We start from the raw sequence: 14243 nt of genomic DNA, 5'->3' as shown, positions 1-14243 counted from the left end.
CTTAACAAGAACGAAAAAATATGTTATCTTGACAATATCTAAAGAAAATCGAGGAAATGTAAAATGAAAAAAAATAAAGAAATTCCAGTAACAATCGAAGAATCCGGAACAATCCACACGTTGAAAGTTGGAAAAAAGCTTGTGGGAAGTGTTGAAAAACGTGATGAAAAAAAATTTGTTGTCAAAATTGAGCAAGAAAACGAACAAATGGCCAAATCATACGAAGAAGGCTATGAATTATTAATTCGTCATTGGAATTTGTATCAACAATAAAAATGTTTTTTTATTCTAAAAAAAGAAAAACTTCTTGGGGAAAAACTTTTTTAAAAAAATTGATTTTATAACAAAAAAAGGGTTGCAATTTTCTTAAAAATTTTGTATTATATTGAAGTCGGGTTGTTAAACCTAACTTTTGGAGGAATAGCGAAGTGGCTAAACGCGGCGGACTGTAAATCCGCTCCTTAGGGTTCAGTGGTTCGAATCCACTTTCCTCCATTTACATTATTGGGCTATAGCCAAGCGGTAAGGCAAGGGACTTTGACTCCCTCATGCGTTGGTTCGAATCCAGCTAGCCCAGTCTATTTCATGAGAGTCGCGAGTTAGCTTGCGCTCTTTTTTTATCTTTTGCAAAAATAAAAATAAAGAAACGTGTCTCAAAAAAATGAGGCACGTTTCTTTATTTTTCAACATCAATACCTAAGACCGTTAGATGACCATTTCCTACTAATTTGATGACCAAACGAGCCATGTGTTCGGGGGGGAATTCTGATTTGCTTGTAATCCACCAGTGAACAGTTCCGATAAAAATAGAACTCATATACTCAATGATGAAATCAACAGGTACTTCGATATCATTTTCGGTGATTTTTAATTTTGAAAAAATTTCTTCATATTTAATAGTTAGGAGATCAATCATTTTTGATTCGAAATTTTCGATGAAATTACTACGAATTAAAATCATGAAAAAATGGCGATTTTCTTTAATGATTTTAAAAACATTAGTCAATGCAAGTTGAATATTTTTTATCTGCACACGATTATTTTCCATCAAAGGAAAAGTATCTAAAATAGCGGCCAAAGAATTAATAGAGGTATCAAATATATACTCGTATAAGTTTACTTTGTCTTTGAAGTGAGCATAAAATGTTGCCCGATTAATCATTGCCTCATCTGCGATATCTTGAATGGTTATGGCATCGTAGCCTTTTTCTTCTACTAATTTAATAAAAGCACTCAGAATCATTTTCTTGGTCCGTAATACGCGTAAATCAGTTTTTTTGGCCATTATTTTTCCTTCTTTCTAGAATGAAAAACAACATTTTAATCAGATTTGTTGTTTATATCACAAAATGTCTAGGATTGATGATTGTTTTATATTTGTATTGTATTAAAATGAACATAGTCTATTATAACAAACAGATTGTTTCTTATTCAACAGGTTGTAGAATATTTAGTGAAGAAAAACGCAATCTTCGAGAAATTGAGGAGGAAAAATGTATGGGTTATCAAGCTGGGATAGATGTTGGTTCTACAACAGTAAAACTGGTCATCTTTAATGAAAAAAAAGAATTAATATTTGGAAAATATGAACGCCATTATTCTGATGTGAAAATGGCAACAAAGAAAATACTAACTGCGGCACAAAAAGAACTAGGGACGAATGTACCAGTCCGACTATCCATCACGGGATCTGGTGGGATTGGACTATCGGATGTGTTAGAAATCCCATTTGTTCAAGAAGTCATTGCCTGTACTAAAACGGTTGAAGAGCTGATTCCAGAAACAGATGTTGTCATTGAATTGGGTGGAGAAGACGCCAAGATGACTTTTTTTGATGGGACATTGGAGCAACGGATGAATGGGAGTTGCGCTGGTGGAACAGGTGCCTTTATTGATCAAATGGCTTCTCTTTTAAAAACGGACGCAAACGGGGTCAATGAACTTGCTAAAAACTATCAAAATATTTACCCAATCGCCTCAAGATGTGGCGTGTTTGCTAAGACCGATGTACAACCACTAATTAATGAAGGTGCGGCAAAAGAAGACATTGCTGCAAGTATCTTTCAAGCAGTTGTGAATCAGACCATTGCAGGTCTTGCTTCGGGTAGAAAAATTAAAGGGAAAATTGCTTTTTTAGGAGGTCCGTTGTTCTTTATGAGCGAACTCCGCAAGCGATTTATCGAAACCTTAACTATTGCACCGGAGGATGTTATCTTTCCTGAAAACCCTCAGCTATTTGTTGCAATGGGAGCGGCATTTTATGCTGAGAAAAATCAAGAAACTTCCTTGGATGATATTTTGGAAAAATTGGAGCATGAAGATACAGATAAGTTACAGCCTACTGATACGTTAGATCCGCTCTTTCGTTCAGAAGAAGAATTGACAGAGTTTCGTCAGCGACATGCGCAAGCAACTGTTGAAACCAACGATTTAAGTGAGCATCACGGGGTGACTTTTTTAGGAATTGATGCTGGATCGACCACTACAAAAGTCACACTGATTAATGAAGAGGGAGAATTGCTCTTTTCCTTTTACGGGAATAATGAGGGGCAGCCATTAGAAACAACCATGCGTGTTTTAAAAGATATGTATAGTCAAATGCCTCGTGACACTTTTATTGGTCAAGCATGTGTTACTGGATACGGTGAACACTTGATTAAGAGTGCTTTACGGGTGGATCTAGGAGAAGTTGAAACGATGGCTCACTACAAGGCTGCAGACCACTTCCAACCAGGTGTTGATTTTATTCTTGATATCGGCGGTCAAGATATGAAAGCAATGACGATTAAAAACGGTGCGCTTTCTTCGATTCAATTAAATGAAGCGTGCTCTTCTGGATGCGGCTCATTTATTGAAACCTTTGCAAAATCTCTAAATTATCAAGTAACAGATTTTGCTGAAGCTGCGGTGCACGCAAAAGCACCAGTAAATTTGGGTTCAAGATGTACGGTTTTTATGAATTCAAAAGTGAAACAAGTTCAAAAAGAAGGAGCATCAGTTGGAGAAATTTCAGCAGGATTGTCTTATTCTGTCATTAAGAATGCCATCTATAAAGTAATTAAGGTTCGCAGACCGGAAGAGTTGGGTGAAAAAATTGTCTGTCAGGGCGGTACCTTTTATAATGAAGCTGTCTTGCGTGCTTTTGAATTGCTTACAGGTAGAGAAGTAGTCCGACCATCCATTGCAGGTCTTATGGGGGCTTATGGTTCGGCGCTCATTGCACTTGAAAACTATGAAGCTGGCAAAGTAACAACCTTGCTTTCTGCACACGAACTGGATGCTTTTGAGGCAGAAAAGGAGTTTACGCACTGTGGACTTTGTGAGAATAATTGCATGCTGACTGTCACGCTATTTTCTGATGGGAGACAGTTTATCACTGGAAATCGTTGTGAACGCGGGGCACGCATAAAAATTAAACGTGAAGATCGTAAAGTGAACCTCGTTGAGGAAAAGTATCGCCGCTTATTTAAATATCGGCCACTTCGTAAGAAAGAAGTGACCAGAGGAGAAATTGGGATTCCTCGTGTACTTAATATGTACGAAAATTATCCGCTATGGCACACGCTATTCACTGATTTAGGCTTTAGAGTAATCTTGTCTCCAAGATCAAGTAAAGAATTGTACGAAACAGGAATGGAAACAATTCCTAGTGATACAGCTTGTTATCCGGCTAAAATTTCACATGGACATATCCAAACTCTGATCAATGAAGGTGTTCCACTAATCTTTTACCCAGGAGTCGTATTTGAACGTCAAGAAAGTCAAGAAGCAGACAATCATTTTAACTGCCCAATCGTTCAAAGCTATCCAGATGTGATTAAGAACAATGTGGATGAAATTCGTGATGGAAAAGTAGACTACCGCAATCCATACCTGAACTTGGCTAACCAAACTTCCGTGATCAAAGCGCTGTTTGAATGCTTTGAAGACCTCGGTATTTCTAAGGAAGAAATGGAAAAAGCCGTATCACATGGATATGAAGAGTTGGAGCAGTTTAAGAATGAAATTCGTCAAAAAGGTGAGGAAACATTGGCGATGCTCAGTCAAAAGGGAGAAAAAGCCATTGTCTTATCTGGTAGACCGTATCATTTGGATCCTGAAATCAACCATGGTATCTCAGAAGTCATTACCCAAGAAGGATTCCATGTTTTAACAGAAGACAGTATTTCCCACCTTGGTGATGTTGCAAATCTACGCGTGGTTAATCAATGGGTGTACCATTCACGTTTGTACGCAGCAGCTAAAGTAGTAGCAAAATCTCCTAATTTAGAACTAGTTCAACTAAATTCTTTTGGTTGTGGCTTAGATGCGGTGACAACCGACCAAGTAGAAGAAATCATGGAACAAAACGGAAAAATTTATACTGTGCTAAAAATTGATGAAGGTTCAAATCTAGGAGCCGTTCGTATTCGTTTAAGGTCATTGAAAGCAGCCGTCAAAGAGCGTGAAAAGCAGCAAATTGAACCGGTACGTCATTTTGAAGAGCCAGCAAAAATTGTTTTTACAAAAGAAATGAGGAAAAAGCATACTTTGCTTTTACCAATGCTTAGTCCTATTCATCAATCAGGTTTGGTAGATACCGCACTCGAAGCTTCAGGCTATCATGTTGTGTGTTTACCAGCAGAAGACAAAACCGCAGTCGATACGGGGCTTAAATTTGTCAATAATGATTCGTGTTACCCTGCGATTATTTCGATTGGACAATTAGTTGGAGCGCTTCAAAGCGAAAAATACGACTTGAACAATGTCAGCGTGATGATGACGCAAACTGGTGGAGGATGTCGCGCGACTAACTATATTCCTTTATTACGTAAGGCACTAAACGATGCAGGATTCCCTCAAGTCCCAGTAGTTTCGATTTCAATGGGAAATAAAGGCGTTGAATCAAACCCAGGATTTAAGTTGACCTTACCGTTGATTAAACGGGTAGCGATTGCCTTTTTATATGGTGATTTGTTTGAACGTGTAGTCTATAGAACCAGACCTTATGAATTGGAAGTTGGCAGTGTGGATGCCCTTCATGAAGCTTGGTTAAAAGAAGTAGCTACAAGTGTTAAAAAAGGATCTTTGACCCAGTTTAATCGTAACATGAAAAAAATTATTCACGATTTTGACACCATTCCATTACAATCTATCAAAAAGCCTCGTGTTGGTGTAGTTGGAGAAATTCTTGTGAAGTACTCTCCTACGGCTAACAACGATATTGTTCGTTTGTTAGAAGCAGAAGGAGCAGAGGCAGTTGTCCCTGATATTGTAGGATTTATGAATTATTCCTTGTACAATCAAATCTGGAAGCACGATCATTTGGGGATGTCTAAAAAGAGCAAAGTATTAGCCGAATTTGCGATTAAGTTTATAGAACAATGTGAAAAACCTATGGACAAAGCACTGCGGAAGTCACAGAGATTTGAGGGGATTCACTCTATCAACGAATTAGCAGATGATGCAAGTAAAATTCTTTCAATTGGTAATCACACGGGGGAAGGTTGGTTTTTAACGGGTGAGATGATTGAATTGTTAAAAGAAGGTGTACATAATATAATCTGTATGCAACCATTTGGCTGTCTACCGAACCATGTTGTTGGCAAAGGTGTCATTAAAGAGCTTAGACATCAGTATCCAAAAGCAAACATTGCCCCAATTGACTATGATCCAGGGGTATCTGTCGTCAATCAACTAAACCGAATTCGCTTGATGATGGCGACTGCTCAAAAAGAGTTGGCACAAGAGCAAAAAAATAATTAAGTGATTTATGCTTGACATTTCACGATTAATTTTATATCATTAGTTAAAATTAATCGCGAAGAAAAAGAGTAGTAGCGTTTCGTTGTTTTTGTCAGAGAGCTGATGGCGCTGAAAATCAGTAAAAGCAGAGCGTGAATGGACTTTTGAGTGAAGTGTTGAAGCAATGTAGGCATTTCCGGTAAAAAAACCGTTATCAAATCAACTATCAGTAAATGATAGTGAGTGGACTATAGTTCTATAGTCAATTGAGGTGGTACCACGGGTTTCTCGTCCTTGTTCTATGATAGTATTCATAGAACAAGGACGTTTTTTGTTTATCATTTATAGAATAAAGTATGGTATAGGGGAAGTACTTTTCGGATATTTTTTAGAGAGTTGATGGTTGGTGCAAATCAATAAATGGAAGAAAAAGAATGGGCCTATAAAAAGGAATTCTGAAAACAAGTTGAGTAGGAATTCACGGGAGCTCCCGTTAGCGAGCAGGTTATTGCTAGATAACTGTTGAGATGGAGCATTTTTTGCTCCAATTGAGGTGGCACCGTGAAAAGATTCGCCCTCAAAAAATAGTCGGAGACTGACTATTTTTTGAGGGCTTTTTTTGTTGGAAAACGAAGGAGGAAAAGTAATGAAAAAAACACAGACAATAACAGCTGATTGTTGTACAGTTGTGGCAGCGTATTTGCGCCTATCAGCTGATAAAAAATGCTTATTAGAAAGTATTCCTAGAGATAAAAATATTGGACGCTATTCCATTATTGGGCTTGATCCTGTACATGAACTAATACTTCAAAAAAATACATTAATTATTGATGGGCATAAAAAAGAAGTAGCTGACCCACTAGAGGAAATTGCCAAGTTTGTGATAAAAAATCCGAAAATAAATGAAACGACAGCTCCGTTTTCTTCAGGAGCGATTGGATATGTTGGGTACGATACCTATGGCATGTACGAGCAAATTGGCCACGCCAAACAAGATGAGTTGGGTTTACCAGATTGTCATTTTTATGTCTATGAAACCTATCTACTTTTTGATCATACGAAAGAGGAAATCGAAATTGTTGCAGATAATTGTTATTCCAAAAGAAGTGAAAAAGAAATGGCAGACTGTATTCAAAAAATTACGAAAGAATTGCATACTCCATCTAGAAAAGAACAAGAAAAAATTAAGACAGAAAAATTAGAATTTTCGAGCAATTTTACCCAAAAAGAATTTATAAATAAGGTCAAAAAAGTAAAAGAATATATTCAAGCAGGAGATATTTTCCAATTAGTGTTATCTCAAAGACTGAGCTGTTCTTTTACAAGCGATGCTTTCGATTATTACCGTCAACTTCGATTGTCTAATCCATCGTCGTACCTCTATTTTTTAGATTTTGGTGAAACCAAAGTTATTGGTTCCTCGCCAGAAAGTTTGGTAAGTGTCAAAGGCGATTGTGTGACAACGAATCCAATTGCCGGCACTAGAAAAAGAGGAAAAACACCTGCAGAAGATTACGCACTTGCCAAAGAACTTGCACACGATGAAAAAGAACAAGCAGAGCATCGCATGTTAGTGGATTTGGGAAGAAATGATCTAGGAAAAGTAGCAAAGGTTGGAACGGTCACTGTGCCCATCTATATGACAATTGAAAAGTATCGCTACGTGATGCATCTAGTATCTGTTGTCGAAGGAACACTTAAAAATAATTTGTCTGCGATGGAGGCGTTAAAAGCTACTTTGCCAGCTGGAACGGTCAGTGGTGCACCAAAAATCAGAGCAATGCAAAGAATATATGAGCTTGAAACAGATAAAAGAGGTATCTATGCTGGAGCTGTGGGTTATCTAACAAAAAATAATCAAGCAGATTTTGCAATTGCTATACGGACGATGGTTGTTCATAAGCAAAAAGCCTATGTGCAAGCAGGTGCAGGGATTGTTTATGATTCGGATCCCGAGCTAGAATATCTAGAGACTTTGCAAAAGGCCAAAGCATTATTGGAGGTGGGGAAATAATGATTCTATTGGTGGATAATTACGATTCGTTTACCCATAATTTAGCGCAGTATTTAGCCGGATACGATGAGATTGAAATCCTTAGAAATGATGATAGTCGGTTAGAAGAACGGGCAGAGGCAGCTCAAGCAATCGTCTTTTCTCCAGGTCCAGGGATTCCTAGTCAGGCTGGGGAGATGGAAAAACTTATTCTAAACTATTACTCAAAAAAACCATTACTTGGTATTTGCTTAGGGCATCAAGCAATTGCTGAGGTTTTTGGTGGGAAAGTAGTTCAAGCCAAAAAGATAAGACACGGAAAAATTTCACAAATGCTTCTTGAAAAAAATCCTCATCCTTTATTTCAAGATTTTCCAAAGGAATTTGCAGTTATGAGATACCACTCGTTAATTGTTTCAAATGAGCAATTTCCAAAAGAATTGCAGATTATAGGAACAAGTACAGATGACCAAGAAATTATGGCTTTTGAGCACAAGGAATATCCAGTATATGGGATGCAATTTCATCCAGAATCCATTGGTACACAAGAGGGTGAGCAGATGATTAAAAATTTCATAGAAATCGTTAGAGACTATCAAAAATAAAAAGGAGGCCGTAATATGGAAACACTACAGAAAATTTACGCTCAAAAAGACTTAAGTAAGACGGAAAGTAAGGAAGTTGCAACAAAAATTTTTAATGGAGAACTGTCAGAAGCTGAAATGGGGGCTGTACTGATGGCATTGAAAATAAAAGGAGAAACGGCAGAAGAACTAGCTGGTTTTGCTGAAACTTTGAGAGAAAAAGCTGTCCAACTTCCCATCAATCCAAGCGAAACGATTTGTAATTGCGGTACAGGGGGAGACGGATCGGATAGTTTTAATGTAAGTACGACGGCTTCTTTTGTGTTAGCTTCTGGTGGATTAAAGGTTGCCAAAGCTGGCAATCGCAGTATCTCTAGTCGTTCTGGTAGCTTTGACACGTGTGAGGCACTGGGAATTGAATTTTTGGTTGATCCAGACGTTTTGGGAAAGATGATGAAAAAGACCAATCTTGCCTTTATTTTTGCTCCACATGTTCATCCAAGTATGAAGTATATTATGCCCACTCGAAAAAGTCTCAAAGTTCCAACGTTAATGAATTTAATTGGACCATTGACCAATCCAGTAGCACTTGATTACCAACTAATGGGAACTTATCGCAATGATTTGTTGGTTACAACAGCAGAGACAATCAGGCAGCTTGGTAGAAAACGAGCCATTGTGATTACAGGAGCAGCCGGAATGGACGAAGCAACATTGTTTGGTAAAAACCACTACGCACTACTGGCGGATGACAAGATTACTGTGCATGATTTTAAAGCGAGTGACTATGGACTAAAATCTTACACAATAGAAGACATTCGCGGTGGGGATGCCGAGGAAAATGCCCAAATTTTACTCTCTGTATTACGGGGGGAAGAGTCTCCTTATTTTGAAACAGTGGTTTTAAACGCAGGACTTGGTTTTTTTGCTTCTGGTAAAACTCAATCTATTTCAGAGGGAATCAATCGAGCACGAGAGCTATTACTTAGCGGAAAAGCATATGAAAAGCTACAAGAAGTATTGAAGGTTCAAAAGGAGGAAACCTACGCATGAACAATTTTCTAGAAACCATTTTAAAACAAAAAGAAATAGAAGTTGCAAACATGGCAGAAGAAGAAATTGGCAAGCTCAAACAAGTACCAAGCCTGTATGATCGTTTAAAAAGTCAGGAACAAAACATGCAAATTATTGCTGAGCTTAAACGTGCGTCTCCTTCTAAAGGAGATATTCGAACTGAGGTAGATGTCGTGGGGCAAGCAATTAAATATCAAGCAGCAGAGGTAGCAGCTATTTCTGTATTGACTGATGAAATTTATTTTAAAGGAAGTATGGCAGATTTAAAGAAAGTTGCCACCGTCGTTGAAGTACCAGTATTGTGTAAAGATTTTATCATTGATAAAAAGCAGTTAATTCGCGCGCGAAATGCTGGTGCTACAGTTATTCTTTTGATTGTAGCTGCTTTAGATGAGGATAAACTGCGTGAATTATTTGAATACGCTCGGCAACTATCTCTGGAAGTACTTGTAGAAACGCATAATTTAGAAGAATTGAGAATTGCCGAAAAACTAGGGGCGAAGCTGATTGGGGTAAATAATCGCAACTTAGAAACGTTCGATGTAGATATAGCAGTTAGCCAAAAGCTGGCAAAGCATCATCAAAGGCAAAATGAAGCCGTATATATTAGTGAGTCTGGTATACGAACACGAGCGGATGTTGAACGTGTTCAAAAAAATTATCATGCTGTTCTTGTGGGTGAAACACTGATGCGAGCGAAAAATCCAACCTCTGTAGCTAAAGAATTGAAGGTGCTAAGAACATGAAAAAAGTAGTTGTAACAGGAGACCGTCCAACTGGAAAATTACACTTAGGCCACTATGTTGGCTCGTTAAAAAATCGGCTTATTCTACAACAAACAGAGCAAACGGAATCTTATATTATGATTGCCGATCAACAGGCATTGACCGATCATGCGGCGACACCAGAAAAAGTTTCACAAAACGTGTTCGAAGTGGCACTGGATTATTTGGCAGTAGGAATTGATCCTAAGAAGTCCACTATTTTTATTCAATCACAGATACCAGAACTAGCAGAGATAACCATGTACTATATGAATTTGGTTTCAGTCTCAAGAGTAGGCAGAAACCCAACCGTTAAGCATGAAATTCAAGAAAAATCCTTTGGACAAAGTGTCCCAACAGGCTTCTTTGTCTACCCGATTAGTCAAGCTGCTGATATTACAGCATTTAGAGCAACACATGTGCCTGTTGGAGAAGACCAACTTCCAATGCTTGAGCAAACTCGAGAAATTGTCCGTGAGTTTCATCATCTTTACCGGCAAGCTGTCTTAGTTGAGCCAGAAATCATTCTTCCAAAAGCAAATGCGCGTAGATTGGTAGGGATAGATGGGAAAGGAAAAATGAGTAAGTCTTTGAATAATGGCATTTATTTAGCTGATACTGAAGAAGAAATCGAGCGTAAGGTCATGAGTATGTATACCGATCCCAATCACATCCACGTAGAGGATCCTGGAAAAATTGAGGGCAACGTTGTGTTTACTTATTTAGATGTGTTTGCTACAGATACAGTCAAGGTAGAGGAACTAAAAGAGCAATACCAGCATGGTGGTTTGGGGGATGTGTTCATTAAAAAATACTTAAATCAGATTTTGCAAGAGTTTTTAGCGCCAATCCGTTCTAGAAGAGAAGGCTACGCCCGAAATCCTGACCAAGTGATGCAGATGTTAAGAGAAGGAAGTGAAAAGGCAAGAATTCCCGCAAAACAGACGCTATCTGATGTGAAAAAAGCAATGGGGATTCAATATTTTGATTGAGGAGTAGTGTATGAAAATAAAAATTTGTGGCTTAAAAGAGCAAACACATGTTGAAGTAGCAGTGCAAGCAGGTGCAGATTACTTAGGTTTTATTTTTGTTCCATCGAGTTCGAGATACATTTCACCTGAAAAAGTAGCAGACATTACCAAAAATGTTCCAAAAAGTATCAAAAAAGTCGGAGTTTTTGTGAATCCAACAATCGTAGAAATTGAGCGTATTCAGAAAATAGCAGGTTTGGACCTGATCCAATTGCACGGAGTTGAATCAAAACAACTCATCAAAAACATTTCTCAGCCAGTGATTAAAGCCATTCCAGCAGATAATTTCTTGATTAAAGAAGCGATTGCAGCCTATCCTACCGATACAGTGTTATTGCTTGACACTCCATCAAATTCTGGAGCGAATTTTGGAGGAAAAGGGGAAACTTTTGACTGGGACAAAGTGGAGTGGTCGCTTTTGACTGGAAGAAAATTTTTTATAGCAGGTGGTTTAACCAATGGAAATGTGGCTCGTGCTATGGAGCAGCTTCATCCATATGGTGTCGATGTTTCTTCTGGAGTTGAAACATCAAAAAGAAAAGATTCGAAAAAAATCCGAGCATTTATACAAATCGTTAGAAAAGAGGAAAATGATGAATAAACCATATACATTACCAGATGAAAAAGGATTTTACGGAGAATACGGTGGACAGTTTGTCCCGGAAACTTTAATGCAAGCAGTCAAACAACTGCAAGAAGTTTATCAAAAAAGTCAGCATGATGAGCAATTTCAAGCGGAACTTGCTTATTATTTAAAAGAATATGTTGGAAGGGAAACCCCGCTATATTTTGCGGAGCAACTGACAGATTATGTGGGTGGTGCAAAAATTTATTTAAAAAGAGAAGATTTAAATCATACGGGCGCACATAAAATTAATAATACAGTGGGTCAAATTTTATTAGCCAAAAAAATGGGGAAAAAGCGAGTGGTTGCAGAAACGGGTGCTGGTCAACACGGAGTGGCTACGGCAACAGTGGCTGCGCTCATGAACATGGAATGTACTATTTTTATGGGTGCTATTGATGTCCAACGGCAAGCATTAAATGTCTTTAGAATGGAGTTACTAGGAGCAAAAGTTGTCAGTGTTGAATCGGGTAGTAAGACGCTTAAGGATGCGGTTAATGAAGCGTTGCGTTACTGGGTTGCGACTGTAGAGGATACACATTATGTAATGGGTTCCGTTTTAGGACCACACCCCTTTCCGCAAATTGTACGTGATTATCAGAGTGTGATTGGCAAAGAGGCAAAGAAACAATTTTTAGAAAAAAAAGGCGTCTTACCTGATGCGCTGATTGCGTGTGTTGGTGGTGGGAGCAATGCGATGGGCTTATTTTATCCTTTTGTTGAGGACTCAGAGGTAGAAATGTACGGGGTTGAAGCAGCAGGTTTAGGTCTTGAGACAGCTAAACACGCGGCGAGTATTACAAAAGGAGAACCAGGAGTATTGCACGGAGCATTGATGAAAGTATTGCAAGATGAATCCGGTCAAATCAACGAAGCATTTTCGATATCAGCAGGTTTGGATTATCCTGGATTAGGTCCAGAACATTGTCATTTTAATGAGATAAAACGCGTTAAATATGTTTCCATTACAGATGATGAGGCAGTTGAGGCTTTTCAACTTTTGACCAAAAAAGAAGGAATCATCCCAGCACTTGAGAGTGCTCACGCCATTGCTTATACAATGAAGCATGCAAAAGATATGTCACCAGATCAATCAGTTATTGTCTGCTTATCGGGTCGTGGAGATAAAGATGTGGCTCAAATTAGAACGTTATTAAATAGTAAAAGAGGCGAAAAAAAGTGAAAACACTTGAAAAGAAGATGAAAAACCAAGCCAACATGAGTATTATTCCTTACATTATGGCGGGAGATGGCGGATTAGAGCAGTTAGAAGAACGATTGCTTTTTTTAGAACATGCTGGGGCAACAGTTATTGAAGTAGGAATCCCATTCTCAGATCCTGTTGCGGACGGACCAATCATTCAAGCGGCTGGTTTACGTGCATTACAAAAAAAAGTCAATTTGGAGCAAATTATCGCTGTACTTAAAAATAGTCAGGTTAAAGTACCGTTAGTCATAATGAGTTATTTTCAACCGATTTTTCATTACGGAGTTGAAACATTTTTTTCACAGCTACACAATTCTCCTGTGAAGGGGTTAATTATTCCCGATTTGCCTTTTGAACATCAGGATTATCTCACTCCGTTTTTGAAAAAGAGTGATATTGCGCTTGTTCAATTAATTTCTCTAACGAGTAGTCCTGCTCGCATTCAAGAATTGATTGCAAATGCAGAGGGATTTATTTATACCGTAACAGTCAACGGAACTACAGGGGAAAAAATAGCGTTTGACCAACGAATCAATCAGCAATTAAAGCTGGTCAAATCACAGACAAATTTGCCGGTACTTGCAGGATTCGGTGTTTCGACACTAGAGCATGTCGAAAATTTTTCAAAATTTTGTGATGGCGTAATCATCGGTAGCAAAGTAGTAAAGATGTTTGCTGAAAAACAAGAAGAAGAGCTAGCTAAATTTTTGCAAATAGCGAAAGAGGTACCCAAACATTAAAAATGTGCAAAAATTCAAGTGATTTTTCCCAATGCTGGTCAAATTTTGATAGAATAAATAAAGTAAAAGACTAGTAAATAAGAGAGTAGGAAAGTTATGTGTATCTTAGGTTCAGCTCCGATCCATCATATTGCCATTATCGCTTCTGATTATCAAAGGACGAAAGATTTTTATGTGAATCGGTTAGGTTTTCGTGTAATACGCGAAAATAAACGAGCCGAAGACATTAAAATAGATTTAAAAAGCAATCAAATGGAAATTGAAATTTTTATTAAAGAAAATCAGCCGAAAAGGCCGAGCTATCCTGAAGCGTACGGTCTTAGACACCTCGCTTTTAAAGTTGCAAATATCGAGGAGACAGTATTTGAGTTATCTCAAAAAGGCATTGTATGTGAAGCAATCAGAATGGATGCGTTCACTGGATCCAAAATGACCTTTTTTTTCGATCCAGATGGATTGCCGCTTGAATTGCATGAATGAAAAAACATGTGGAAAAATTTG

Annotated in this window: 12 protein-coding genes, 2 tRNA genes and 2 other annotated features; of the genes, 13 read left to right on the top strand and 1 reads right to left on the bottom strand. The window is 38.1% G+C overall.

From position 1 onward, the window contains the following. Nucleotides 1-63 precede the first annotated feature (63 nt). The 3 genes from CBF30_RS03770 (at nt 64) to CBF30_RS03760 (ending at nt 577) form a co-directional block, all read left to right on the top strand. Nucleotides 64-273 (top strand): DUF2969 family protein, encoded by a 210-nt coding sequence (locus tag CBF30_RS03770; RefSeq protein ID WP_126822903.1) that lies wholly within the window; start codon nt 64-66, stop codon nt 271-273. 141 nt (nt 274-414) lie between these two features. Further along, a tRNA-Tyr gene (locus CBF30_RS03765) sits at nt 415-495 on the top strand. 10 nt (nt 496-505) lie between these two features. Next, nucleotides 506-577: transfer RNA gene (locus CBF30_RS03760), tRNA-Gln, on the top strand. Between the two features lie 99 nt (nt 578-676). On the opposite strand, the gene CBF30_RS03755 is transcribed toward CBF30_RS03760, so the two are convergent. Beyond that, nucleotides 677-1285, bottom strand: a complete 609-nt coding sequence (locus CBF30_RS03755; protein ID WP_126822901.1) for a TetR/AcrR family transcriptional regulator — start codon at nt 1283-1285, stop codon at nt 677-679. A gap of 212 nt (nt 1286-1497) precedes the next feature. Between CBF30_RS03755 and CBF30_RS03750 the strand changes: the two genes are divergently transcribed. The 10 genes from CBF30_RS03750 (at nt 1498) to gloA2 (ending at nt 14222) form a co-directional block, all read left to right on the top strand. Beyond that, nucleotides 1498-5745, top strand: coding sequence for a 2-hydroxyacyl-CoA dehydratase (locus CBF30_RS03750; RefSeq protein WP_126822899.1), 4248 nt, complete (start codon nt 1498-1500; stop codon nt 5743-5745). Nucleotides 5746-5794: 49 nt separating this feature from the next. Continuing rightward, nucleotides 5795-6023, top strand: a binding site (T-box leader). A 49-nt stretch (nt 6024-6072) separates the two neighbouring features. Next, nucleotides 6073-6306: a binding site (T-box leader), on the top strand. A 64-nt stretch (nt 6307-6370) separates the two neighbouring features. Continuing rightward, nucleotides 6371-7738 (top strand): anthranilate synthase component I, encoded by a 1368-nt coding sequence (trpE, locus tag CBF30_RS03745; protein ID WP_126822897.1) that lies wholly within the window; start codon nt 6371-6373, stop codon nt 7736-7738. Beyond that, nucleotides 7738-8322: an anthranilate synthase component II gene (locus CBF30_RS11920; RefSeq protein WP_126822895.1), complete on the top strand. Its 585-nt coding sequence runs from the start codon at nt 7738-7740 to the stop codon at nt 8320-8322. The genes trpE and CBF30_RS11920 overlap by 1 nt, the downstream gene beginning before the upstream one ends. 15 nt (nt 8323-8337) lie before the next feature. Then, a complete protein-coding gene (gene trpD, locus CBF30_RS11915; RefSeq protein ID WP_126822893.1) occupies nt 8338-9354 on the top strand; it encodes an anthranilate phosphoribosyltransferase in 1017 nt (338 codons plus the stop codon). Next, nucleotides 9351-10121 carry an indole-3-glycerol phosphate synthase TrpC gene (gene trpC / locus CBF30_RS03730; protein ID WP_126822891.1) on the top strand — a complete coding sequence of 257 codons (771 nt, stop codon included), beginning with the start codon at nt 9351-9353 and terminating at the stop codon, nt 10119-10121. The genes trpD and trpC overlap by 4 nt, the downstream gene beginning before the upstream one ends. After that, on the top strand, nt 10118-11131 hold the full coding sequence (gene trpS, locus CBF30_RS03725) for a tryptophan--tRNA ligase (RefSeq protein ID WP_126822889.1): 1014 nt from the start codon (nt 10118-10120) through the stop codon (nt 11129-11131). The genes trpC and trpS overlap by 4 nt, the downstream gene beginning before the upstream one ends. A gap of 10 nt (nt 11132-11141) precedes the next feature. Then, entirely contained in the window at nt 11142-11771 is a 630-nt protein-coding gene (locus CBF30_RS03720) for a phosphoribosylanthranilate isomerase (RefSeq protein WP_126822887.1), read from the top strand. After that, nucleotides 11764-12978: a tryptophan synthase subunit beta gene (gene trpB, locus CBF30_RS03715; RefSeq protein WP_390221095.1), complete on the top strand. Its 1215-nt coding sequence runs from the start codon at nt 11764-11766 to the stop codon at nt 12976-12978. The genes CBF30_RS03720 and trpB overlap by 8 nt, the downstream gene beginning before the upstream one ends. Continuing rightward, nucleotides 12975-13742 carry a tryptophan synthase subunit alpha gene (trpA, locus tag CBF30_RS03710; protein WP_211340467.1) on the top strand — a complete coding sequence of 256 codons (768 nt, stop codon included), beginning with the start codon at nt 12975-12977 and terminating at the stop codon, nt 13740-13742. Before trpB ends, trpA begins: the two co-directional genes overlap by 4 nt. 96 nt (nt 13743-13838) lie before the next feature. Beyond that, nucleotides 13839-14222, top strand: coding sequence for an SMU1112c/YaeR family gloxylase I-like metalloprotein (gene gloA2 / locus CBF30_RS03705; protein WP_126822883.1), 384 nt, complete (start codon nt 13839-13841; stop codon nt 14220-14222). Nucleotides 14223-14243 lie beyond the last annotated feature (21 nt).

Origin of the sequence: Vagococcus entomophilus (assembly GCF_003987595.1) — a bacterium.
GTDB lineage: Bacteria > Bacillota > Bacilli > Lactobacillales > Vagococcaceae > Vagococcus_E > Vagococcus_E entomophilus.
The sequence above is the reverse complement of the archived record's forward strand: the minus strand, read 5'-3'. Positions and strand labels throughout refer to the sequence as shown.